Source organism: Chitinophaga qingshengii (genome assembly GCF_014529935.1).
Classification (GTDB): domain Bacteria; phylum Bacteroidota; class Bacteroidia; order Chitinophagales; family Chitinophagaceae; genus Chitinophaga; species Chitinophaga qingshengii.
The window spans coordinates 3,432,048-3,456,380 of the sequence record NZ_JACVFC010000001.1; the positions used below are offsets into that span (position 1 = coordinate 3,432,048).

The 24,333-nt window shown below is 47.7% G+C and carries 21 protein-coding genes; 6 read left to right on the forward strand and 15 right to left on the reverse strand.

Annotated elements, in window-relative coordinates:
• Positions 1–44: 44 nt before the first annotated feature.
• The 3 genes from ICL07_RS13335 to rsfS all read right to left on the reverse strand — a co-directional run bounded on the left by ICL07_RS13335 (position 45) and on the right by rsfS (position 3,204).
• Entirely contained in the window at positions 45–680 is a 636-nt protein-coding gene (locus tag ICL07_RS13335; protein ID WP_188088397.1) for a LutC/YkgG family protein, read from the reverse strand.
• Between the two features lie 8 nt (positions 681–688).
• The gene (gene ftsH, locus ICL07_RS13340; protein ID WP_188088398.1) at positions 689–2,722 is read right to left on the reverse strand and encodes an ATP-dependent zinc metalloprotease FtsH; all 2,034 of its coding nucleotides are present in this window, start codon (positions 2,720–2,722) and stop codon (positions 689–691) included.
• A gap of 77 nt (positions 2,723–2,799) precedes the next feature.
• A complete protein-coding gene (rsfS, locus tag ICL07_RS13345) occupies positions 2,800–3,204 on the reverse strand; it encodes a ribosome silencing factor (protein ID WP_188088399.1) in 405 nt (134 codons plus the stop codon).
• A 158-nt stretch (positions 3,205–3,362) separates the two neighbouring features.
• Here rsfS and ICL07_RS13350 point away from each other — a divergent pair, with 158 nt between their 5' ends.
• A complete protein-coding gene (locus tag ICL07_RS13350; RefSeq protein WP_188088400.1) occupies positions 3,363–4,106 on the forward strand; it encodes a biotin--[acetyl-CoA-carboxylase] ligase in 744 nt (247 codons plus the stop codon).
• Between the two features lie 168 nt (positions 4,107–4,274).
• Here ICL07_RS13350 and ICL07_RS13355 read toward each other — a convergent pair whose 3' ends face one another.
• Positions 4,275–5,828 carry a glycosyltransferase family 39 protein gene (locus ICL07_RS13355; protein ID WP_188088401.1) on the reverse strand — a complete coding sequence of 518 codons (1,554 nt, stop codon included), beginning with the start codon at positions 5,826–5,828 and terminating at the stop codon, positions 4,275–4,277.
• Between the two features lie 370 nt (positions 5,829–6,198).
• Here ICL07_RS13355 and ICL07_RS13360 point away from each other — a divergent pair, with 370 nt between their 5' ends.
• Positions 6,199–7,131, forward strand: a complete 933-nt coding sequence (locus ICL07_RS13360; protein ID WP_188088402.1) for an AraC family transcriptional regulator — start codon at positions 6,199–6,201, stop codon at positions 7,129–7,131.
• A gap of 87 nt (positions 7,132–7,218) precedes the next feature.
• Positions 7,219–8,208: an aldo/keto reductase gene (locus ICL07_RS13365; RefSeq protein WP_188088403.1), complete on the forward strand. Its 990-nt coding sequence runs from the start codon at positions 7,219–7,221 to the stop codon at positions 8,206–8,208.
• Between the two features lie 144 nt (positions 8,209–8,352).
• Here the strand turns inward: ICL07_RS13365 and ICL07_RS13370 are convergent, their stop codons facing one another.
• The 4 genes from ICL07_RS13370 to ICL07_RS13385 form a co-directional block, all read right to left on the reverse strand.
• Complete coding sequence (locus tag ICL07_RS13370) at positions 8,353–8,691, reverse strand: translation initiation factor (protein WP_188088404.1); 339 nt, start codon at positions 8,689–8,691, stop codon at positions 8,353–8,355.
• A 19-nt stretch (positions 8,692–8,710) separates the two neighbouring features.
• Positions 8,711–9,592 carry a diacylglycerol/lipid kinase family protein gene (locus tag ICL07_RS13375; protein ID WP_188088405.1) on the reverse strand — a complete coding sequence of 294 codons (882 nt, stop codon included), beginning with the start codon at positions 9,590–9,592 and terminating at the stop codon, positions 8,711–8,713.
• 10 nt (positions 9,593–9,602) lie between these two features.
• A complete protein-coding gene (gene nadC / locus ICL07_RS13380; RefSeq protein ID WP_188088406.1) occupies positions 9,603–10,454 on the reverse strand; it encodes a carboxylating nicotinate-nucleotide diphosphorylase in 852 nt (283 codons plus the stop codon).
• Positions 10,455–10,691: 237 nt separating this feature from the next.
• Positions 10,692–11,102 (reverse strand): DUF4783 domain-containing protein, encoded by a 411-nt coding sequence (locus ICL07_RS13385; RefSeq protein WP_188088407.1) that lies wholly within the window; start codon positions 11,100–11,102, stop codon positions 10,692–10,694.
• Between the two features lie 309 nt (positions 11,103–11,411).
• Between ICL07_RS13385 and gpmI the strand changes: the two genes are divergently transcribed.
• The 3 genes from gpmI to uvrC all read left to right on the forward strand — a co-directional run bounded on the left by gpmI (position 11,412) and on the right by uvrC (position 15,709).
• Positions 11,412–12,935 (forward strand): 2,3-bisphosphoglycerate-independent phosphoglycerate mutase, encoded by a 1,524-nt coding sequence (gpmI, locus tag ICL07_RS13390; protein ID WP_188088408.1) that lies wholly within the window; start codon positions 11,412–11,414, stop codon positions 12,933–12,935.
• Positions 12,936–13,306: 371 nt separating this feature from the next.
• Entirely contained in the window at positions 13,307–13,894 is a 588-nt protein-coding gene (locus ICL07_RS13395) for a hypothetical protein (protein ID WP_188088409.1), read from the forward strand.
• Between the two features lie 3 nt (positions 13,895–13,897).
• Positions 13,898–15,709 (forward strand): excinuclease ABC subunit UvrC, encoded by a 1,812-nt coding sequence (gene uvrC / locus ICL07_RS13400; protein ID WP_188088410.1) that lies wholly within the window; start codon positions 13,898–13,900, stop codon positions 15,707–15,709.
• Here the strand turns inward: uvrC and ICL07_RS13405 are convergent.
• The 7 genes from ICL07_RS13405 to ICL07_RS13435 all read right to left on the reverse strand — a co-directional run bounded on the left by ICL07_RS13405 (position 15,706) and on the right by ICL07_RS13435 (position 24,133).
• Positions 15,706–16,305 (reverse strand): DinB family protein, encoded by a 600-nt coding sequence (locus tag ICL07_RS13405; protein ID WP_188088411.1) that lies wholly within the window; start codon positions 16,303–16,305, stop codon positions 15,706–15,708. The genes uvrC and ICL07_RS13405 overlap by 4 nt on opposite strands.
• 62 nt (positions 16,306–16,367) lie before the next feature.
• Complete coding sequence (locus ICL07_RS13410; protein ID WP_188088412.1) at positions 16,368–16,937, reverse strand: Crp/Fnr family transcriptional regulator; 570 nt, start codon at positions 16,935–16,937, stop codon at positions 16,368–16,370.
• A 95-nt stretch (positions 16,938–17,032) separates the two neighbouring features.
• Positions 17,033–18,061 carry a type IX secretion system ring subunit PorN/GldN gene (gene porN, locus ICL07_RS13415; RefSeq protein WP_188088413.1) on the reverse strand — a complete coding sequence of 343 codons (1,029 nt, stop codon included), beginning with the start codon at positions 18,059–18,061 and terminating at the stop codon, positions 17,033–17,035.
• A gap of 20 nt (positions 18,062–18,081) precedes the next feature.
• A complete protein-coding gene (gene porM, locus ICL07_RS13420; RefSeq protein ID WP_188088414.1) occupies positions 18,082–19,620 on the reverse strand; it encodes a type IX secretion system motor protein PorM/GldM in 1,539 nt (512 codons plus the stop codon).
• Positions 19,621–19,669: 49 nt separating this feature from the next.
• Positions 19,670–20,410 carry a type IX secretion system motor protein PorL/GldL gene (gene porL / locus ICL07_RS13425; RefSeq protein WP_246485021.1) on the reverse strand — a complete coding sequence of 247 codons (741 nt, stop codon included), beginning with the start codon at positions 20,408–20,410 and terminating at the stop codon, positions 19,670–19,672.
• 127 nt (positions 20,411–20,537) lie between these two features.
• Positions 20,538–21,806, reverse strand: a complete 1,269-nt coding sequence (gene porK / locus ICL07_RS13430; protein ID WP_188088894.1) for a T9SS ring complex lipoprotein PorK/GldK — start codon at positions 21,804–21,806, stop codon at positions 20,538–20,540.
• Positions 21,807–22,087: 281 nt separating this feature from the next.
• Positions 22,088–24,133, reverse strand: a complete 2,046-nt coding sequence (locus tag ICL07_RS13435; RefSeq protein WP_188088416.1) for a thioredoxin domain-containing protein — start codon at positions 24,131–24,133, stop codon at positions 22,088–22,090.
• Between the last annotated feature and the right edge of the window lie 200 nt (positions 24,134–24,333).

A 24,333-nucleotide genomic window follows, 5' to 3' on the forward strand; every position in this document is an offset into this window, starting at 1 on the left:
TGTTCCATTAAAACCGGCAGGCGGAAGGCTAATGCGAAATGAATTTATTCGTCTACTAAAAATACGTATACTTCTTTTGGCCCGTGGATACCCACTACCAGTGTTTTTTCGATATCTGCCGTACGGCTGGGACCTGTAGCGAAAGATACTGCCGAAGGCAGGTCATTGCCGTATTTGTCTTTCAGTCTGCTGAAAGCATCTTTCAGATCAAATACCAGCTGGTGTGTGTAAGCCACCATAACGTGTACAGGCGCATATACCGGTACCACTCTTCCGCTGGGCTGGGCAGCACTGAGTACTACCGTACCGGTGCGGGCGATCAGGTACTCGCAGTCGGTGATGGCAGCATCTGCTTCGTGGATATTCCCCTGGTTCAGTGAAGGCAGGTCGTTTTTTCCGATCAGCTTCAACAGGCTGGGGGTTTGGCAGTAAACATTCCGCCATTCCTTGTTTTCGGATAATACCCGCAGATTTTCCAGCAGTTCTGCTTTGCTGGTACAGAAAACAAATTTCCCCTGCAATCTGGCAAACTCTTCTGCAAACTTCAGTTCCAGCCCTTCGTTCTCTGTCTTGAAAACAGCAGAGTTGCCCTCCGAATTCGGGAAGGGCAACTGTACAGGCTGGCTTAACGCATTCCGTACTCTCTTCAGAATATTTTCCTTGGCAGGAGAAATCTTCATATTAAAAATTATGCATTAGCAGGTGAAGGAGAAGGGTTGATGATATCTGCCGGATGTACACCGTCAGTGGTCATACCTTCTTTTCCCAGGTGATGTTCTCTCGGCACATCATAAGGACGTTTGCCGATCAGCCTTTCCAGGTCGGCCTGGTATAAAACTTCTTTTTCCAGCAGTTCCTTGGCGAGGGTTTTCACCTGTTCCATTCTTTCGGTCAGCAGGTTTTTGGTCCTTACATAAGCCGCATCAATCAGTTTTCTCACCTCTTCGTCGATCATCCGGGATGTTTCTTCGGAATAAGGTTTAGTGAAGGACTGATCGCTGTTCGGGTCATAGAAAGAGACGTTGCCGATCTTATCGTTCATACCGTATACGGTCACCATTGCGTAGGCCATGCGGGTAATTACCTGCAGGTCGTTCTGTGCGCCGGTGGATATTTTACCAAATACCAGCTCTTCCACAGCACGGCCGCCGAGGGTCATGCAGATATCGTCCAGCAGTTGTTCGGTATTATACAGGTATTGTTCTTTCGGCAGGTATTGTGCATATCCGAGTGCAGCTACACCACGGGGCACGATGGTCACTTTCACCAGCGGGTTGGCATGTTCGAGATACCATCCGCAGATGGCGTGTCCGGCTTCGTGGTAAGCGATTACTTCTTTTTCTTCCGGGGAGATGATTTTGTTTTTCTTCTCCAGGCCACCGATCACACGGTCGATGGCATCGTTGAAGTCTTCCATCTCTACCTGTGTTTTGCCTTTACGGGCAGCGATGAGGGCTGCTTCGTTACATACGTTGGCAATATCAGCGCCGGCAAATCCGGGGGTCATAGAGGCCAGTTTCTTCACATCCAGGTTAGGGGATGTTTTGATAGGCTTCAGGTGTACTTCAAAAATGGTTTCTCTTCCGGCCAGATCAGGTTTGTCGATAGAGATCTGACGGTCGAAACGGCCGGGGCGCAGCAGGGCGCTGTCCAGTACATCCGGGCGGTTGGTAGCAGCCAGGATGATGATACCGCTATCGGTACCGAAACCGTCCATTTCCACGAGCAGCTGGTTCAGGGTGTTTTCCCTTTCATCATTGCTCATCATCACGTTTTTACCTCTGGCACGTCCAATCGCGTCGATCTCATCGATGAAGATGATACAAGGCGCTTTTTCACGGGCTTGTTTAAACAGGTCGCGTACACGGCTGGCACCCACCCCCACAAACAGTTCCACGAAATCAGAACCGGACATGGAGAAGAAAGGTACCTGAGCTTCTCCTGCCATGGCTTTCGCCAGCAGGGTTTTACCGGTACCCGGAGGGCCTACGAGTAAGGCGCCTTTCGGTATCTTACCACCCAGAGAGGTGTATTTTTTCGGATTTTTCAGGAAGTCCACAATCTCCATCACTTCCACTTTTGCTTCATCCAGACCAGCAACATCGTTGAACGTAATGTTCACACGGGTACCTTTATCAAACAAAGTGGCTTTGGACTTACCGATATTGAAGATACCACCCGGGCCACCGCTACCACCGGCAGGGCCGCCCATTTTACGCATCAGCAATACCCACAAGCCAATGATCAGGATAATAGGCAGCAACAGCTGGAAGATAGGTTCAAACCAGCTTTGACGTTCGTCATAGGAGATTTTAACCTGATTTTCCATCGGCACCCCTTCCTGGGCTTTGTCGATGTCTTTTTTGAAACTCTCTTCGCTGCCAATGGAGAATTTGAAGTGAGGACCGGGATTCAGGCCACCACCAAAACGGCTCCTGGCCACGTCTGTGAATTTGGGCAGTTTAAGACTGTCTTGTTTTATGTAGACCTCTACATATTTCTTGTTTACAACAACCAATTTATCTACGTCTCCAGGTTTCAAATAATTCAACTGAAACTCCTGGAAGCTGATCTCTTTGGTGGAGGGTTTGAAATCCGGGAAGAAGTTCATTGCGAGCAGGGCAATGCCTATAAAAGCATACACCCAGTATATATTGAACTTCGGTCCTTTTTTCGGAGATTTCTCTGAACCCTTATTGAAGTTATTGCCTCCTTTTTCCATAATCTTACGCTCCTTTACGGATGTTTATTACAATCAGAATATTTATATAATAATTAATACTTTCAAGACTGATTTGTTCAGTCATCGTTGTGGTCCATCCTGTCGGCGTCACTCCACATTTCCTCGAGATTATAGAACTTCCTTGTTTCCGGTTGGAATACGTGTAAAACAATATTCACGTAGTCTACCAGTATCCACTGTTGAGCCGTAAAGCCCTCGTGTTTATAAGGGGCTTCACCAACCTTCAGCTCTACTTCGTGAGCCACAAAGTCGGCGATTGCTCTTACCTGGGTATTGGAATTGGCTTCACATATTACAAAGAAATCGGCCACAGCTTCAGGAATCTGGCGTAGATCCAGGGACACGATATTTTCCCCCTTCTTTTCCTGTATGGCTTTTATGATGGTGGTAAAAATTTCACTTTCTCTGGTCAGGCGCGTTTGGGCCTTTTTCCTCGTGCTCAGAACGGTTAAGGGTGCCAATAAATCTCGTTTTTGTTAAAAATAAACTTTAATTGTCAAAGTTACTAAACAAGCGCTAATATAAGATGCAGAAATATCATGCTTAAGGGCCTACAAATGTTAAGAAAATAATAAAATGAATTACTTTTCCGGCTGTTTTAAGACTAAAAAAGGTTCATGTGGTAGGATACCCGTTTTATATACTAGACGAAATTGACAGCACCAATAACTATGCCATGGGGCAGGTAAATTCGGGCCATGTGACATCCGGTACAGCCTGGTTCACCAGCAACCAAACGGCAGGAAAAGGGACACGCGGGAAACAATGGGTGGCCCGCCCCGGCGACATTATCGCACTCTCTGTTGCCCTGCAACCAGCCATGTTACCGCTTTCCCGTCAATTCATGCTAAGTATGGCCGTAGCGCTGGGTGTGCATGACTTCCTCACTACTTATGCCGGTGATGAAACCCTTATCAAATGGCCCAATGATATTTATTGGCGTGACAGAAAGGCAGTAGGCATCCTGATAGAAAACGTATTGCGGGGTAATATGTGGCATTATGCCATTATCGGCGTCGGCATCAACCTGAATCAGGGGAAGTTCCCGGACGATCTTCCCAATGCTGTCTCACTCAAACAAATAACCGGCAAAAATTGGGACGCTGCCACCATGGCACAGGAACTCTGCCGCTACCTGGATGCCCGGATCCGGACACTGCAACTGTCCGCTCTCGATACACTACTGGCAGAATATAAGTCCAAACTCTTCCGTTGGCAACAACCCGGCCTGTACCGGAAAGATGGCGTCGTTTTCCAGGGCATTATCCGCGATGTATTACCCGACGGCCGCCTTTGCCTGGAGCGCGACGGAGAAATACTGCAGCTTGGCTTCGGTGAAGTGGAATTCGTGTTGAGCAAGTAGGGTATACTTACTGTGACAAAGCAAAACTTCAGCACAGCAGGACTAATACAGGACGCCTACAGTGGCCGGCATGCACTGTACTTTAGGGCTACACCGGACATAACGGTTGATGCGTTTCCCCGGGGAAATCACCCTTTTATACCGCCACGCGGCTCTACACAACACATATTACTGCACCGGCTGCTTCCAGTCATAGCTTTGCTGCTTCGCCCATACACCCTTCTGCAACAATACCGGCACCTGCGGCGATAATGCGGACAACAGATATACGCTGGCGCCATGTTCCCGGGCCAGGATATGCTCTATCGCACCTACCTTCTCTATCTTCCCGATTAACGGGCGATACTTATCATCCGGCTCATATCCCAGCAAAATGATGTATTGCAGGGTATCCAGCCGGGGAAACCAGTATACATAGTCCGCACTGAAGGATATCGCAGCCGGCATGCTATCACGGTTATAATAGTTTACTGCACCCGCCTCGCCATAGTTATCGGCCATCACCAGGGTGTGTTTTCTCGCCTCTTCGGGTATCCGCTGCCATGCCTGCATCGTCAACTGCGACAGCTCCTTCCAGCCCAGCATGTCCGCAAAATCCTGCGGCAAAGCATGGTCCTTTCCTTCTTCCCATCGCAACATACCCAATGCGGCAAACTTGGCTGCTTTCTCCTGGGCTTTGTAGGGATTCAATACCGGGAACATCACATTCAGCAGGTATACAAACGGTACCACCACCACAGCCAGCCATAACACCCTCAGGTAACGGCTCCAGCCATTCCGGAAAACGCGCTCCCAATAAGCACAACCGAAAGCTATCAGCACCGGATACAAGCCCAGCGCATAATAACTCTTGGCCCGCATATAAATCATCAACAAAATGACCAGTACATACATCAGCAATACCACCCGGTAAATCCGGTAGGGCCAATAAAACAACAACCCCACAAAAGCAGCGACTACCAGGAAAGCACCACCCAGAAAAAAGATAAACTGATCCGTCACAAAGCCCATCCGGCTAATATGTACCAGCTGGGTAGCTGCCAGTTCGCTCATATGATGCAACACCGGAAAACCATGCTGCACCTGCCATATCAGGTTAGGCGATATCAACACGAGCATCATCAGGCCTCCCAGGTATAAATTTTTCTCCCGGAAAATACGCCGGTGCGAAGACAACAACAACGCCGCCAGCCAACCTGCCACCAATACCGCCATGGTGTATTTATTGAGTATCCCGGCACCCGCCACCACACCGGCCCACAGCAACCATTTACCCTGCTGGCTTTGCAGGTAAAGCATCATCAGCCAGCAGAACAGTGCCCACATCAGCACATCGAAAGAATTCGGCTGGTACAATACATTCAAACGTGAGAAAGCAGAACAAACAAATACCGACAATGCCAGCGCCTGCGCATACAACCCGCCGCCCAGGAAACGCACCATCCGCCAGATAATCACCATTGTCAACGCTCCGTACAATGCCGGGAAAAAACGAACCCAGAAATATCCGCCGCCCAGCCATTTAATCAGCAGGGAATTGAAAGCAGTAAAAGGCGGAACCGACAAATAGCCCGCCGTCAGATGATACCCCATATCCAGGTGCAGATACTCATCGCGGTGCAGGTCATACGCCGGGTTCACCACCGTATACTGAAATATTATTTTAAACACTAAAAACAGTAAGAGCAATAACAGGGAAGTACGACGCGGGTCTAGCTTCATGGGACACGATTTTGATTGATTACAACAGGAATAAGATGATCATCTGCAAAATAAAAAAGCGGAAAACTGCCTCTTTAAGCACAGTCATTCCGCAGGTTACTTTTTTATCTTGCTTATCCGCTATGCAAGGCAGGACGCTCTTTACAAGGGATCATCAAGGGCATCGATGATAACAAGATTTTGGTTGATAAAGGCGTTAACAAATTGTGAAATTTTCAGAAACTAATCAAAAATCAATTTGCAACTCAGTTGCAATAAATAGACGTAGCCGGTATAGTAAAGGGTTTGAAGACATTCAGTAGAAAAAAACTTAACATTGCGTCTATTACCGGTCATCCAAAAAATATCCGGAAATCATTTAAATTCGGTAATGCCTACTCAAAAAAACCCCGCTATTCTGCTCCAGACGATGGAGGACTTCACCGAAAAACTGTACGCTACGCAAACCATGATACCCAAAGCCCCCCTGAAAGGAAGCTTTGCCGTTCATGACCGGGCGGATCATCCCTGCGTGGATGAGGTGACAGCCAGCAGACGGGACTATTATAAGATCAGCTTCTTTAGTAAAGGACAGGGTATATTTACGATGGGAGAAGACCAGTACGAGATAGATGGTCCAACCCTGCTGTTCCTGAACCCGCATGAGGTAAAAACCTGGAGGGCTACCTCCGACGTACAGGAAGGTTATTTCTGTCTGTTTACAGACCTGTTGTTCGATTCTGTTCATGCCCTTCATGAAGATCTCCTGCTGCACCCGTTGTTACAACAGGGCGCCAGGGCAGTATTCAAACTTGATCAGCAGCAATGTGATTACCTGCAATCCATCTTCCGGCAGCTGCTGAAAGAATACCACGAAAACGCCGCTTTTAAACAGGAAGCCATTCTCATTTACCTGCGGTTGCTGATGCTGGAAGGCAAACGGCTGGCAACACAGGCGCATACGCCGGTGCGTTCACAAACTGCGGCACAGGTGCTGGCGCATCGGTTCACCGATATGCTGGAAAAGCAGTTCCCCATTGAATACAATCATAACCAGGTAAAACTGAAAACAGCCAAGGAATTTGCACAGCGGCTGAATACGCATCCTAACCACCTGAATGCCTGCGTAAAACAAACTACCGGTCGTACGGTAAGCGAACATATACGTATGCGCATGTTACTGGAAGCCCGGTTGTTGCTCATACATACCGACTGGCAAATCGCTGAAATAGCCTGGTGCCTGGGCTTTGAAGAGCCCGGCAACTTCACGCACTTCTTTAAAAATCACAGCGGGCAGGCGCCTCATATCTACCGGCTGCAATAGCACTTTGATTTTTACAATTAATACTTTGCCTGCTACAATTGCCATCCCCTTACCGCTGGTTAATTTTGACACATAAAATTTAACTATATGCAGTACAGAAAACTTGGAAAAACCGGCGAATCAATATCCGCTATAGGACTGGGTTGCATGGGCATGTCCTTTGCCTATGGCAATGCCGGCGATTTTAACGAAGAAGAATCACTGAAAACGCTGGAACTGGCGCTGGAACTGGGTGTTAATTTCTGGGATACCGCGGATATGTACGGACAGGGTGCTAATGAAATCCTGCTCTCCAAAATATTGGCTACCAAAAGGGACAAGGTTTTCCTGGCCACCAAATTCGGTTTCCGTTTCCGGGAAGATGGTTCCACTTATTTTGACGGATCTCCAAAACACCTGAAAGAAGCCTGTGATGCCAGCTTAAAAAGGTTAGGAGTAGATGTAATTGACCTCTACTACGCCCACCGCGTAGATGACCAGGTACCCATCGAAGAAACCGTAGGTGCCATGGCCGACCTGGTAAAAGCCGGCAAGGTGCGTTACCTGGGCCTGTCTGAAGCCAGCGCCGCTTCCATCCGCAAGGCTTACACCGTACATCCGATCGCGGCATTGCAAAGTGAATATTCCCTGTTCACCAGAGACGTGGAAGGAGAAATCCTGAAAACCACGCGGGAACTGGGTATCTCCCTGGTTGCCTATAGCCCCCTGGGAAGAGGCATGACCACCGGCGCTATCACCAATGCCAGCACACTGGCAGAAAAGGACTTCCGCAGAACATTACCCCGTTTCCAGGAAGGTAACTTTGAACAGAATCTGCAGACAGTTACTGCATTGGAGGGCTTTGCGAAAGAAAAAGGAATCACTGCGGCTCAACTGTCCCTCGCCTGGCTGCTGGCACAGGGAGAAGATATTATACCGATACCCGGCACTAAACGCAGAAAATATTTGCAGGATAATGCAGCAGCGGCTGATGTACAGCTGAGCAGCGCTGACCTGGAAAAAATAAATGCCATCCTGAAAGACGGCATCGCTGGCGCCAGATATACAGAAGGATCCCTGAAACTGGTGAACCGGTAGTGATTTACGGATTTTTTGATTTACGAATTTTTTGATTTCGTGAATACAAGCGAAGACCAAGGCAAGTAATTTATCGATTTGGTCTTCGCTTTTTGTCATCCCAGAAATCAAAAAATTCGTAAATCAAAAAATCCGTAAATGATTTCATTTTGTTCTCTTATATCCCCAGTCCAGCAACCATTTGATCACTTTCTCCTTATAATCGCCCTGGATGAGTATCTGGCCGTCTTTTACACTACCGCCGGTACCACATTTTGTTTTTAAGTCCTTGCCCAGCTTTTCCACATCTTCGTCTTTGCCAATAAAACCATCTACCAGCGTTACCACTTTACCGGCGCGTTGTTTGGTATCCAGTTTTACCCGCAGCTGTTGTTCAGCAGGGGAGAGGGTTTCCTGTTCTTCCGTATGTTCGGGTTCAAATGAAAAATTAGGATCGGTAGAATATACAATTCCGTTGCCGGCGTTATTTTTTTTCTTGGTCATGGCGCAAAAAATTTAGAGTTTATTCATTCACGATCACTTTGATAGCGGCTGGTTTAACAGACAACCGTACCGTACCGTCGCCATTGATGGGCACTGCGTCGCCATCTACCTGCAGGTACTGCAGCGAATGACTGCGGATCGTAATTTCCTTTCCGGTATAATGTTTAAGATAACGTGTTTTATCGATGTTGCCTGCCAGTGAATGAAAACTCACAGGAAGCAGGTGATAAAAACGCACAGGAGGCATAATACAGAGGTCCAGCTGCCCGTCGAAAACACTGGCGCCGGGCGCCAGTTTAAACTCGTAGCCAAACTGATTCCCGTTGGCCACGGTGAGCAGGAACGCTTTTTCGTCCAACTGGCGGCCATCGATACTGATTTGGTAGGCTTCCGGATTATAGCTGCTGAAACTTTTCAGCACCAGTTTGGCATAGCCGATCAGGCCACGTTTTTTGGTATGTTTAAACTGCTCCGCAATCAGTGCATCGAAACCAACCCCGGCATTACTGAGGAACAGATGCTCATTGGCGTAGCCCACATCAATAGGCCGTTGTTTATTGTTGATGATCAGCTGCAAGGCTTTATCCACATCCAGCGGTATTTTCAGCGCTCTGGCCAGGCCATTGCCACTGCCCAGCGGCAGGATAGCCATAGCGGTATCACTTCCCACCAGCCCCTGGGCAATTTCGTTGATAGACCCATCGCCACCTACGGCCACTACAGTATCCACGCCGTTTTTCACCGCCTCTCTGGCCAGGTCGGCCCCATGCCCCAGATAAGCCAGGTGGGTGATGCTCACCTCAAACTGACCTGCCGGGAAATACCTGCCGATGGCGCCTTCCAGTCGTTTCTCACGATCTGTGCCCGCTTTGCGGTTAATGATAAAAAGGATCTTCTTCAAAAAAACTGTTTTAAGATATAATCGCTTTCAGACTCAGGTCCAGGCTTACAGCATGATGAATAATAGCGCCTACGGAGATAAAGTCCACCCCGGTTTTAGCATATGCCTGAATAGTATCCAGGTTGATACCGCCGGATGCTTCCGTTTCCACCTTCCCGTTAATTAACGCCAGGGCGGCCGTGATTTGTTCAGGCGTAAAATTGTCCAGCATAATCCGGTCCACCTGTCCTACTGCCAGCACTTCCTTCACATCTTCCAGGTTGCGGGTTTCTACTTCTATCTTCAGCGGCAGGTTACGTTCTGCCAGGTAAGCTACGGTTTTATTGACAGCTGCGGTGATACCGCCGGCGAAATCGATGTGGTTGTCTTTAAGCATCACCATATCATAGAGGCCCATACGGTGATTAACGCCGCCACCTATACGAACTGCTTCCTTTTCCAGCATCCGGAAATTAGGGGTGGTTTTGCGGGTATCCAGGATACGGGTATGGTATCCTTTCAGCAGCTCCACATATTGATGGGTGAGGGTGGCGATACCGCTCATCCGTTGCATACAGTTGAGCACCAGCCTTTCTCCCATCAGCAGGGTATGAACGGCTGCTTCTATTTCAAAAGCAGTTTCACCGGCCACCATGGCATCTCCGTCTTTTTTAAACGGGGTGAATACCGCGTACATATCGAGCCATTTAAAGATAGCGGCTGCCACTTCCATACCCGCCAGGATGCCATTTTCCTTGATTTTCAGCACAGCCTTCCCTTTGGCAGTGGGTGGTATACAGGCCAGGGTGGAATGGTCCCCGTTTCCGGTATCTTCTGCCAGGGCACTTCTGATAAACGCATTCAGCGCAGCTTCTTCTAACATGGTGCATAATTTAGTCCCGCAAAGCTACGGAAGTGAGCAAAGTACGCAAAGGATAAATATCGGGAGCTTAATATCCTTTACACCCTTTGTTGCTTAAATCAGTAAAAATCTGCAAAGGATAAATATCCGGAGCTTATATCCTTTGCTCCCTTTTCTCCTTTGCGTGACAAAAATAAAAAGTGCCCCGCAATAAATGCGGAGCACAGTGGCTTTTTCAATGAATTTATGTGGTCAATTTTACTTATTCTCAAATCTCAATTCGTTGAGGACCATGGCTCCTCCTTTTTTCTGGAGGAAGAAGGAAAGGCGGTAATTTCCGCCGCTGGTGCTCAGATTACCGATACCAAACCGGGAAGCTTCACCTCCCTGGTGTACCAGTTCAAAGGATTTAACCTGGTTTTTGGAGAAAAAATCCTTCAGGATAATCTCCGCCTGCGCTTTACTATAAGAATTCGCTTTACCGCTGATATTAATTTCGACATTATTGTCCAGGTAACGGGATAAGCTGTTAACATCGCCTTGCTTGATAGCTCCTACCACATCTTCAAACGGTCCGGCAACCAAATTTTCCTCCGAACCTGCCGACAGCGCATATGCTGAAAAAATTCCTCCCAACAACACCATCAGCACAATCAATAGCTTCTTCATTGTCAGTTTTTTTATTAGAAAAGTAACATAATCAAACACAAATTAAATGCGAAAACTATGCCAAACGCGTTGTAACTCAACAAAATCACATCATAGTGGTAGCAATGAATCAATAAATAATAATCTAAAAATAACATGTAAATAAATTTGAATAACTGATTATCAGAATAGAAGCTGACCGACCCTGGCATTTGTTATTTTTAGATTAGGCGTATTTTTGTAAAATATTTAGAAAGTATTCAACTGCATTATAAGTACTTTCACCCCGAGTTGAACATCAATAAACTATTAACCTTAACCAGACAGGATATGGAAAAGAAAAGAGCCATTCTCGTAATTATGGATGGATGGGGCGAAGGTAAAGTACCTACTGCCGACGCCATTGCACAAGCGAAGACACCTTTTGTAAGCAGCCTATATAACAAATATCCCCATAGCCACCTCGTTACCTGCGGTGAAGCCGTAGGCTTACCGGACGGACAAATGGGCAACTCTGAAGTGGGCCACCTCAACATCGGCGCCGGCAGAATCGTTTACCAGGAACTGCAACGGATCAACGTAGCGGTACGCGACGGAGAACTGGCCGCCAATCCTGTTCTGCAGGACACCCTGGCACACGCCAAAAACAATAACAAAGCCCTGCACCTCATCGGACTGGTGAGCAACGGCGGCGTACACTCCCACATCGAACACCTGAAAGCACTGACCTCCATCGCCAAAGAAAAAGGCCTGGAGAAAGTATATATCCACGCCTTCACCGATGGCCGTGATACCGACCCCAAAAGCGGATTGGGCTTTTTGGAAGACCTGCAGGCACACCTGCAACAGTCAACCGGCAAAATAGCCTCCGTTACCGGCCGCTACTACGCTATGGACAGGGATAAACGCTGGGAACGCGTGAAACTGGCCTACGATGCCATGGTACACGGTACCGGAACGGGTACCCACGACGTGCTCACCGCCATCAAAGCCTCCTACGCAGAAGGCGTAACCGATGAATTCATCAAACCAATTATTGTAGAAGATGAAACCGGCAAACCCGTAGCCACCATCCAGGACGGCGATGCTGTACTCTGCTTCAACTTCCGCACGGACCGCTGCCGCGAAATATCCCAGGTACTCACACAGGAAGCCTTCCCCGATTTCAATATGAAACCGCTGCAGGTGTACTATACCACCATGACCGAATACGACAAGACCTATAAAAATGTACACGTTATCTTCGAAAACGATAACCTGAACATGACCCTCGGTGAAGTATTGGCGAAAGATGGTTATACCCAGGTACGTATCGCAGAAACAGAAAAATATCCGCACGTTTCCTTCTTCTTCTCCGGTGGACGGGAAAAAGAATTCGAAGGCGAACGCCGCATCATGATACCTTCTCCCAAAGTAGCCACCTACGATCTGCAACCTGAAATGAGCGCCAACGAAGTAACCGACGCCATTGTACCGGTGCTGCAGGAGAAATCAGCCGATTTTATTGCCCTCAACTTCGCGAACGCAGACATGGTAGGCCATACCGGTGTATTCTCCGCTGCAGTAAAAGCCGTAGAAACAGTAGACCACTGCGTGGAAAGAGTTGTCACCGCCGCACTGGCCAGCAACTACACCGTATTCCTGACTGCCGACCATGGTAACGCAGACTATATGGTCAACGAAGACGGTACGCCTAATACTGCACATACCCTCAACCTCGTTCCTTTCTTTATCATCAGCAACGACTTCCAGGGTAAGGTGAAAGATGGTAAACTGGGCGATATTGCCCCTACCATCCTGCATTTCATGGGACTGACCGCACCTAAGGAAATGACCGGCAACCTGCTCGTTTAGTTCTCGCGTAGTTCTCGCAAAGAACGCAAAGGAGCAAAGAGCGCAAAGATTATATAAGCGAAAAAAGAAAGCAAAGGAGCGATGGATCAACATTTGATCTTCGCTCCTTTGCTTTCTTATTAATCTTAACAAAAAACCTTTGCGCTCTTTGCTCCTTTGCGCTCTTTGCGAGCACTACGCGGAAAAAATATTTCCAGGATGTGTAACTTTTCATTTATCCATCCCGTTTAACTATCACCATTCTGATATTTTCTCAGTCAGACCGACTGATATTCATATTTTTAGTGCTCTCGACAGATTTGCTCATGCATCGATGCGCCGTTTTTACGGCGCATTTTTTCTGACCCATATTTAAGTACTAATTTTGCCGTATGAAACATTACCGCTACATGACGGTACTATTAACCATATTCGGTTTTATAGCCTGCCATCAGGATAACAAAACAACAGGAAAAACAACGGCCACTGCCAAGTACGAACCACTGCCAGCCTATTTCCAGGGAGAACGGAACCGTATGCACTCCGATAGTTTCAGCCTGCACAAAACAATCACCCTCAACGGCGTGAAAGATACCGCTACCATTACCGGCGCCGACAGCACCGCCCTGCAGGACCTGCTGAAACCATTCTCCGATATAGACCTGAACAAACCATCCCTGCGGGATGAATACGATACCTCCAGCTTATATGATCCCTTTTCCGGCCGGAAATCCGTTATCTATAAGTCTAAAGGAAAACAAACCTTCCCGTCTGAGGTAACGATGGAGCTGGATAAAAACGGTACCATTCAACAGGTCAATATCCATAGCTATACCGTCAACATGGTGTACGAGTTCAGGCAAGACCTGTTTTACCAACGCAATAAAAACATTCGTATCGCCACCTATCAGAAAATAGCTTTCCTGGCGCCGAAAGAAGTAGAAGTCAATGTAGCGGTCACGCCCAAAAACAGGATGTAACACATGACACCAGCAGCGTTTCAGCAAATAGCACATACCATACCGCTCGAAGCCGGTATCTACAAATATTATGACCAGGAAGGCACCCTGCTGTACGTAGGGAAAGCCAAAAGCCTGCGCAAAAGAGTCAGTTCCTACTTCGTAAAAAATCACGATAACTTCAAAACCCGGAAACTGGTGGAACACATCCACCATATTGAGTTTACGATCGTGGATTCCGAACAGGACGCTTTCCTCCTGGAAAACGCCCTGATCAAACAGTTTCAGCCCAGGTACAACATTAACCTGAAGGACGATAAAACCTACCCGTATATCGTTATCAAACATGAACCGTTCCCACGGGTGTTTTTTACCCGCAACGTGATAAAGGATGGTTCAGATTACCTGGGGCCGTTTACTTCTGTAGGCCGTGTCCGTGAAATACTGGAAGTGATCCGGTACAACATTCCCCTGCGTACCTGCAATCTCAATCTGAGCGAGCAGAATATTAAAAAGGGAAAATTCAAGGTATGCCTGGAATACCACCTGGGCAACTGTAAAGGCCCCTGTGAAGGATTACAGACAGAAGAAGACTACCGCGAAGGGCTTTCGCAGGTAAAAAACGTACTGAAAGGCAACCTCTCACCGGTAGTGAACCTTTTTAAGGAACAAATGCAGCAATACGCTGCCAGTATGGAGTTTGAAAAGGCTGAGATCATGCATAAAAAGATCAAAAGCCTGGAAGACTATTCTGCCAGGTCCACCATTGTCAACAACCGTATGGGCAATGCGGACGTGTTCTCCATCATCAGCGACGGCAATCACGCCTATGTGAACTATCTCCGCATTTTCAACGGTACTATTTCCGATACCAAAACGGTGACCCTGGAGAAACAACTGGAGGAAGGCGATGAAGAAGTACTCAGCTACGCGATCGCCTATCTGCGCGATGTATTCAAAAGCATCACCACGGAAATCGTAGTGCCTTTCCCGTTAGAATACCCGGAGAGTAACGTCACCATTACGGTTCCCAAAGGCGGCGACAAAAAGAAGCTGCTGGAGCTGTCAGAGAAAAACGTGAATTATTTCAAAGACGAATTATACCGTAAGAAAATACTCCATCTGGAAGGCAAGAGCGATATGGAACGCAAGCAGGTGCTTTACCAGCTGCAGGCAGATCTGGAATTGCCGCTGTTGCCGGAACATATCGAATGTTTCGATAACTCCAATTTCCAGGGCGCCTATCCGGTGGCTGCCTGTGTAGTGTTTAAAGACGGAGTAGCCTCCAAAAAGGATTACCGGCATTTTAATATCAAAACGGTACAGGGTATCAACGACTTTGCCTCTATGAAAGAAGTCGTATACCGGCGCTATTCCCGTTTGCTGGCGGAGCAGCAGCCATTACCCCAACTCGTTATCATCGATGGTGGTAAAGGTCAGTTAGGCTCCGCTATGGAAAGTATCCGCGAGCTGGATTTGATCGGCAGCATGACAGTGGTGGGCCTTGCTAAAAATGAAGAAGAGATTTTTTTCCCGGGTGATTCGGAAAGTATCAAACTGCCTTTCAACAGCGAAAGCCTGAAACTGATCCGCCGCGTACGTGATGAAGTACACCGCTTTGGTATTACTTTTCACCGGCAAAAACGCAGTAAGGGCACCTTTAAAAACGAACTGGAAACCATTAAGGGAATCGGCCAGCAGACAGCCACACAGCTGCTAAAAACCTTCCGTTCCGTTGCCAAAATAAAACAACTCACCGAAGAAGACCTAACCCAGGAAATAGGCAGTGCCAAAGCCAAACTGGTGTGGGAACATTTCCACAAAAGCCAGGATTAAACGGCTTCTCCTACCTGTTGCGGACAACTGCGGATCATATTTTCCGCCTGTAATATATGCCGGTTGATATGCGCTGTCATAAAGCCGAATGTATCGCCTACAGACAATTTAATCAGGCTGGACAGGGAAGTGGCAACTTTTGCTTTTTGCAGGTTAATGTGAAAGGCTCTGTCCATCAGTATTTCCATGGTTTCCTGCTGTTGGATAAATTCCTGTAAGACGGCGGTTGCATCCGGTTGTGTGGAAGGAAGATGTCCTTTGGGGGATTTCATACGGGAACGCAACTTTCCATCTGGGGTGGGTTGCATTTGTTTGGTAAACCAGGCACCCAGCCAGCTGCTCTTAAAAGTATCCAGGGGGCGGCTGCCATTTTTTTCCGCCACAGTAATGGCCTGGTCCAATCCGGGCAGGTAAAACCGGCCGTAGGTATTGAGGTGTTCCAGGCATTGCAGGGCACTCCAGCACCCGGGTTGGGAGGAATAAGACAATACAGCTACAGATTGGCCACCAAAACGGCTTTCTGCTTTATACTGAACTGCAACTGTCTGCTGGCGGAGTTCTTTCAAAAAAGCGCTGGTATTAATCGGCATCATCATTATAGAATTTACCACAAAACTATCTCTTACGCTAACGGAAAAAGTTGGCGCAGATCAAGATTTTACAACTTTACTGATTTCAGGAGTTTGCTGAAGGTGGCGGGATCGATGCCCAGGTAGGAAGCCAGGTATTTCTGTGGTATCAGCTGTAATACGTGCGGACTGCGGGTCAGCAGCGTTCTGAACTTCTGTTCCGCGCTGTAGGAGAGGATTTCCTTGTGGCGGTCCAGTATACCCCCCAGGGCGGCTACTGTGCCGAGGCGCACCCATCTGTCGAGCAGCGGGTATTGCCGGGTAAGCCGGTCGAAATCAGTCCAGGACATGCGTAACATACGGCTGGGCGTGAGTGCTTCCAGGAACCAGGGAGAGGGGCGTTGCAGCTGAAAGGCATCTATTACACCGGAGAAGGAGCCGGTGTAGGAAAACAGGATGGTTACTTCGCGATCTTCTTCGAGGCTAAACAGCCGTTGTACGCCGTCTTCCACGAAGTAGATATATTTTTCCACCTCACCGGCTACAGTGATCATTTCTTTTCTTTTGAAAGCCACTGGTGTCCAGCAGGCCGACAGTTCCTCCCATTCCTTGTCGGGCAGGGGCATGATGCTGAAAGCTGTTTTACGGAGAAGTTCCATGGAAAGCAAAATACGAAGACTGTATCATATAAAAAGCAAAGACCCGGCAGGTGCCGGGCCTTTGCTTTTTATACGTAGTACGTAATTCGATTTGTTTAGTATTGCCAGAGATCCTGTTCTTTATTAAAGATACGGTCTTTGATAGACTGGCCTTCGAGAAGGCGCATTTTACCGTCTTTAATGTAGTCCTTGATTTCGCGGTTGTAGGTATTGTTTTCCTTCACGATATAGCTGCCGAAGAAACGCATCTCGAAGAGGTCTTCCCAGCTGATAGTAGACGCGTCGTTGTTCTGGTTGTACACATCGTACTTAGCCAGGGTGGCGCGGAGATCAGGATAATATACCCAGAACAGGGGGATAGAAGCGCGGACGCTGCCATCTTCGTTCATACGAGACACCATAGGGGCGATACCGAGGATACGGACTTTCAGGGCAGAAGCTTCTTTGTCGAATACCCATACTTCTTTGATCTTGTACTGTCTGATAGTACGGGGATCGAAGTCGTCGCGGGTAGTCACCATTTTTTCTTCGCCGGTTACCGGGTCGATACTGCGTACGGTCCTTTCTTCACCTGCGATCTTGGTTTGGATCTCATTATACGGCATTACCGTTGTGAAGCGGTCATCGATAGGGTTGAATGCTTCAACTTCCTTATTCTTGATAGCAGTCAGCAGAATGTTAATGAACAGTTGGTTCGTGCCACTTTCGTCTTCCACGTTGTATTGGAAGGGGAGGTTGATTTTCTCCCGGACATCGATTACCTGCCAGACACGTTTTTCCCAGAAACGGTCATCCTCGCGGATGTAATCGTAAACGATAGGAACACGTTCTCTTGCGAGGTTTTTCTCCGCTACTCCATCCACGCGCAGGGATTTGCGGGGCGTATCAGATACGGGGGCGGTGAGGCCGTCCGGACGTTGAGACGCTGCCGTAGGAGCAGGAGGAGGTGGTGTTACAGCATTCCCGGTAGCAGGGTTTACAACCGGTGCATTCGGGTCTGTGGGCGTAGCTTCCGTAGCTGTTCTCCGACGGGTAGTACCGCGTCTTTGCGCATCTGCAGTTGTAGCGGCTATCACCAGCAACATCGTACACCAACCAATTCTGTTAAACATTACTGCTCGCATATTCAGTAATTTATGACCTGTTAATTTAATTTAAATATTGTGCTCGGCATTGTACGGACAACACCATCCGGGCCTTTTACTTTTACATTTTCGAAGTATACTTCATCACCCGGGCGGAGGGCACGGATAGAAGCGACTACGCTGTTCGGGAAATAAGCGGAGTTGGCTTCACCTTCCTGGTATTCTTTGCCTTTGGCAGATACACCGATACGGTAACCTACTACATCATATTTTACGCCTTCAAATTCGAAGTCTTCCAGCGCAGCAGCGAGACCCAGCTGAACTTTAAAGTCAGCGGCTTTCATGCTGCCACCTTTGTTAAATCCTACTTTCAGTACCGGGTCCGGAACACGTTTTACACGGAATTCTTTCTGACCCAGTTGTTTTACTTTACCGTCTACATTAGCTACCACGTTGATGATCGCTTTACCAGGCTGGCTAACGGTTACCACGTATTCACCGGAGCCGCGTTTGGTAATGTTACCACCGTTCATGGAAGCAGATACCGCTTCTGCAGGTACGCCGGCAGCGGAGATAGAGATCGGGTTCTGCAGACCGATGTACAGTACGTTCATTTTGTCGGCAGAGATAGAGGTGGTAGAAGCGCCTACGTTATAGCTTTCAGTGAAAGTTTGTGTGATAGGTTCGCCACCGGCAGGGTTAGGCAGGGAGATAGTACCGGAAATGGTTCTCTCGCCGATGCCGCTCACTGGCATGGAATAGGTAGCCAGACCATCAGTAGCAGTAATCGTTTGCCCGTTAACGGTAATCGTTGGGTTTACGGTGGTGCTATAAGCGCCCACTGCGATTTGTGCAGTCAGCGTTTGGCCGTTCATCAGGTTTTTGGAATTCAGGGAGATGAATGGTCTGATTTTATCAAATTTAAAGTCTTTCGCATTGATCTGACGATACAGGTCGTCGATGATAGCAGACTCAGAGTTTTTGATATCGTTCTGGAATTTACCCAGGATGGTTACTGCAGCAATAGTAGGAACCATGTTGAAGTGGTAGGTAGTCCATGTTTTAGCAGCGCCGGTATGATCAGCACCGGATTTACCTACTTCTATTTTCAGGGGTAAAGTTTTTGCAAATTTTGCCTGGTCTTTAGGTTCAACAAAAGTAAGCAGCTTTTTGCGCAGCTCCTGCAGTCTGGCTTCCAGTTCAGGACCTTTTTTCATATTCTCCATTACGCGGGTAGGAGCATCCAGGTCGGACTTGGATTTGAGCTCGCCTGTTTCATCTTTACCACCGCTTTGCTGGATGATCAGATCTTTCAGGCCTTCCACGTAGTTGTATGCATCCGCGGAAAGTTTTTTCACTTCTTCAGCTTTTGCTTTCAGCGGTCCAACTTTTTCCGCGTTTTCCTTCATTTGTTCCGTGAACTGCCCGTAGATGAAATTGTTTTTATCTGTGAGGGCGCCGTTGGATGTAATGATAGAGTTATTGACGATACTAAATGCATTTAATATTTCAGCAGAGACGTTCAACGCGAGCATGGCCGTTAAGACCAGGTACATAATGTTGATCATCTTCTGCCTGGGATCTTTAGGTAGTGCCATAGTTCTTTAGCAGATTTAATGAATGGTTTATTAAACTATAAGCAATACATTATCTGTTTCCGTGCATGGCAGTCAACATGTTGCCGTAGATAGCATTGAGGTTGCTGAGGTTTTTAGCCAGCAGGGTAATTTGTTCCTGCGTTTTCTTAGCGTCGTCGATGCTGCCGCTCATAGCCGCTGAAGTTTTCTGCAGGTTGCTGTAGAAATTGTTCATGGCTTTGAGGTGGTTGTTGGTGTCTTGCAGTTCCAGCTCATAGATAGCGTTAAGGGAAGCCAGGTTTTTGGTCATGCCCTGCATCTGTTCGTGGAAGCTTTTGGTAGACTCGGAGGCACTATTGAAGGAGGATACTGCAGAAGCGGCGGTAGTGTAGGCGTTAGCCACGTTACCGATAGCAGCGGCAGCTTCTCTTGTTTTCTGGGTGTAGTCTCCGGTTGCTGCTACTACGTCGCTGATATCTCTCATTTTATCAACGGTAGTACCCAGTTTCTGGAAGTTTTCGCTCAGGCGTTGCAGATTAGCAGGAGTGATATCTGCTTCCTGCAGCATTTTGTCGAGACCAGCAACAGCAGGGCTGCCGGCAACGGCTACTACCTGGCCTTCGGCGTGGGAAGCGCCGGAATCAGGCACGAATGCGTATACGAAGAAAATGAGCGCTTCGGTGCTCAGACCAAAAATCAAGGCGACATCCGCTAATGGCCAGTGTTGCAGTTTAAATAACGCTCCGATAATTACAACAGAAGCGGCAATACATACGAAAAAGTTCAGCCATTTAGCTTTGTTAGGATTCATAGCCATAGGTTAAAATTTACTGGTTAAAGTGATAAGTGTTAAAGTTCTCTGTATGGAATAGTTATTTCTCAAAGATTTGCTTAATGTGTGCATAAATAAACGCTTTTCTGGTTTAACGGATCAGCTGTTATTTGTGTTTGCTTCTTCTGCTCAATGCGATGGTACATCTAAAACCTACATACGATTTGGCACTGTCCTGATATTCATATGTTCTGGTACCTGTTTGCAGGAAGTATCCCACATCTTTCCAGGAACCGCCTCTGATAGCTTTACGTTTCATTTTCAACGGCGCGTCGTCCGGAACATCCATTCTCAGATAAGGGTTCATATCGGAGGTGAATGAGTAGGCATTTTCGTAGAAGATGTCGGCAGTCCATTCTGCTACGTTACCGGCCATGCAATACAGACCGTAGTCGTTAGGCCAGTAGGCGTCTGCACGAACGGTGTAGAATCCGCCATCTTCCGGATAGTTACCGCGGCCGGGTTTAAAGTTGGCCAGCAGACAACCTTTTTTATTGCGGATATAGTAACCACCCCAGGGATAGGGAGTCTGCTCTCTACCGCCACGGGCAGCGTATTCCCACTGTGCTTCAGAAGGCAGCTGGAATTTATCTTCCGTGAATAATTTTTTAGAGTTACGGTAATCTTCCCAGAACTTACTTCTCCATTCGCAGAAAGCGGTGGCCTGGTGCCAGTTAACGCCTACTACCGGATAGTTGTCGAATGCCGGATGCCAGAAATACATACGGGTCATCGGCTCGTTGTAAGCATAAGAGAAGTCCCTGATCCAGCACAGCGTGTCCGGATAAATGGGAACGTCTTTCTTTACGATGAACGTAGAACGGGGCTTACCGAAGTTCTCCCTCAGCTTGGCCTTGTCCCAGTTAAACGTTTCCTGGTGATAAACCAGCTTTCCAACGTCTACGTCCTTACGGCCGTACAGACGGTCCGCTTCGGTGTATATCATCGCGTCCAGTTTTTCCACTGTCGCTTTGTCTTTCCAGTTGATCTTCTGTTTCCAGTCGATAATGTCATGCCCGTCGTCCTGTTTTACGTGACCCAACAGGATGTGCGCAATGGAGTCCTGAACCCACTGCACAAACTGGCGGTACTCGTTGTTCGTGATCTCCGTGGCATCCATGTAGAAGCCGGAGATAGAAATCGATTTGTTACGCGCAGTGTAGGCATAGTTCACATCCTCATCGCTGGGACCCATGTGAAATGTTCCAGCAGGAACATAAACCATCCCATAGGGTACAGGGGGGGTGTACTTGGGTCTGGGGCTTACGCCGATCAGTTGCCCTTGTGCATTTTTGGGGCCTTTACTACCGCCACAGCTGGCCAGCAGGGAAACCAGCAGAATTGCCAACAGACCTTGTAAATAGTTAAGCTTCATAAGGGTAGCTTTCATCAGAATATGTTTTTCTATAACCAGCCTGGTGCTTTTTGCCTGAATGCTAGGGAACACATTTCTCATATTTATCACCCGCTTTGTTTATATGAAAGATAGCAAATGTAATAATAAAATTTAATTTGTAGTCAACTTTTACACAACTTTTTCAATTCCACATACCCCGGTTCGGTAACTAATTTAAACGTATTTTTTAACATTTTATTATATCACCGGTCCAACATTTATTTTACTTCTTCTACCCTTATAACGGGCAAGTTACATAATTATTCTATTAAATTAATAATTTCTTCTATATAAAACACCGGCTTAATACAATGATAATCCTTGCATAAATAAACTAATGTGTTGTTTTCCTGGTATCTATCCTCCAGGAGCGGAATATCAGGCTGATTTTTTTCTGAGCCGATTAAAATCCGGAAAGGGATAAACCACTGCCCCGCCGCCTGCATTTGCTCCCGGAAAGCCGGACCTACCACCGCTATTTCAGGGGTACCTTTTACAAATTGCAATAACTGGCTCGCCCACACGCCGAAAGAAGTGGGATACCGGGTAACCGTTTGCGCAATGCCCGATACTGCGGCCACTGCCTTGTTTCCCCAATCTTTATTATCGAAAACAACAGAAAGATACCAAAGGTTCTGCGCCATCAATGCATTACCACTGGGCACCGCTCCATCGTAGATTTCCTTCTTCCGCACAATCACATCATCCTGTCCGTCAATAGTATAGTAGAAAAGATGACCACCATCACCAAAATGATCATTGACAAAAGCAGTGATGTCATGCGCCTGGTACAGGTACCGCGTATCCCCGGTAATTTCCTGCAGGGCTATCAGCGCGCGTATCAGGCAGGCATAGTCGTCCAGGAAGGCAGGGTATTTGGCCTGACCACCTTTCCAGGTATGGTAAAAGGCCTGTGTACCGTCGTTCTGCGGGAAATGCTTCAACAGGAAATCCATATTGCGCACCGCCATCTGCCGGTAAGCATCATCCCCTAAAGCGGCATACGCCCGGCAACAGGCATGTACCATCATGGCATTCCAGCCCAGTAATATTTTATCGTCCAGGCCCGGACGGACCCGGTTGGCCCGCACAGCCAGCAGTTTTTCCCGGCAGCCTTTCAGCATAGCGCCCAGTACGGCCGGATCATACCCTTTTTCAGCGGCAAACTGCTCCAGTGGCTGTTGTATCCACAATATATTCTGCTCCTCCCAGTTTCCCTGTTCAGTTACATCATAAAATTCACAGAAGGGACCTGCCTGCTCGCCCAGTACATGGTGTATCTCCGCCTTGCTCCAGGTGTAAAACTTACCTTCCACACCTTCGGAATCTGCGTCCAGCGCAGCATAAAAGCCACCCTCCGGAGCGGTCATCTCCCGGGTAATAAAGGTCAGGGTATCTTTTATAGTTTGTGCGTACACGTTATAACGGGTCAGTTGCCAGGCATCACACAACACATCTATCAACAACGCATTATCATACAACATCTTCTCAAAATGGGGGGCCAGCCACTTCTCATCGGTGGAATAACGGGCAAAACCGCCACCCAGCTGATCATACAGGCCTCCCTGCAACATTTTATCCAGCGACAGCAAAGCCTGTTGCAAAGCTTCCGGATGTTTATAGGCGTGATGATACCGTAGTAAATACGCGATGGTAAAAGTCTGCGGGAATTTAGGCGCCCGCCCGAAACCACCCCATACCGTATCTGCCTGCCGCAATATGTTTTCGCAGATGGTATCACATTGCTGGCGGGTAAACAACTCCTCCCGCGGGATATTGAAGTTAACACCGGCATCCAGTCCAAACTGGCTCGATTGCTCAATATGCCGGGTCAGGTTATCGGCCTGGGTTTCTATGTCTTCTCTTTTGTTGGCGAAAGCATCGGCCAGCGACAGGAGTACGTCTTTCCACGACGGCCTGTTATACGCCTTTACCGGCGGGAAATAAGTACCGCCGTAAAACGGTTTTTTATCCGGCGTGAGGAATACGTTCAACGGCCATCCACCGGCGCCGGTCATGGCCTGTACTGCATCCATATAAATATGGTCCAGGTCCGGCCGCTCTTCCCGGTCTATTTTAATATTGATAAAATACTGATTCATGATGCCGGCAGTAGCCGCATCTTCAAAGCTTTCCCGCTCCATCACATGACACCAGTGACAAGCAGCATATCCGATACTCACCAGGATCGGTTTATTTTCCTTCCTGGCCCGCTCCAGTGCCTCTTCGCCCCAGGGATACCATTCCACCGGGTTATGCGCGTGCTGTAGTAAATAAGGACTGGTTTCGCCCGCAAGTTTATTCATGGAATCCGCTTAATTAATTGAAACAGGGACAGTTGACTGACTAAAAAATACGACGCTACAAGAATAAAAAGATTTTAAGAGAATTTACACGTTGCCGAAATATTTTTTAGGGAGATAACAATAATAGCTGCTGCGGCCGCTTTGCAGTAAAAAAAACAGGGATGGCAATTGCCATCCCTGGTAAACTATTTATGCGACAC